General features: G+C 68.0%; 1 protein-coding gene. It reads left to right on the top strand.

Annotation, left to right across the window (positions count from 1 at the left end; translation table 11 throughout):
• Positions 1-512: NAD(P)-binding domain-containing protein (locus ADL25_RS15520; protein WP_234380933.1), on the top strand; the 512-nt coding region annotated here is incomplete at both ends.

Here is a 512-nt window from a genome sequence, read left to right as displayed (position 1 = left end):
ACGACCGCAACCCCGAGGTCTCCGACGTCAAGCACCTCGCCGAACTGGTCGAGAAGCTCGAGGCGCCCCGCGTGGTGTGGGTGATGGTCCCGGCAGGCGCTGCCACCCGGGCCGTCATCGACGAGCTCAAGGAGCTGCTCTCCCCCGGCGACACCGTCGTCGACGGCGGCAACTCCCGCTGGACGGACGACGAGAGGCACGCCGCGCAGCTGGCGGCCAAGGGTATCGGTTTCGTGGACGCGGGCGTCTCCGGCGGCGTCTGGGGCCTGCAGAACGGCTACGCCCTGATGGTCGGAGGCGACAAGGAGCACATCGAACGCCTCCAGCCCATCTTCGAGGCGCTCAAGCCCGAAGGGCCCTATGGATACGTCCACGCCGGCCGGGTCGGCGCCGGACACTTCTCCAAGATGGTTCACAACGGCATCGAGTACGCGATGATGCAGGCCTACGCCGAGGGCTGGGAACTGCTGGAGAAGGTCAAGTCCGTGGAGAACGTCCGCGAGGTCTTCCGC

The organism is Streptomyces sp. NRRL F-5122, assembly GCF_001507435.1.
GTDB classification, from domain to species: Bacteria; Actinomycetota; Actinomycetes; order Streptomycetales; family Streptomycetaceae; genus Streptomyces; species Streptomyces lannensis.
Note: the sequence above shows the minus strand (reverse complement) of the source record. Positions and strands in the feature narration are given on the sequence as shown.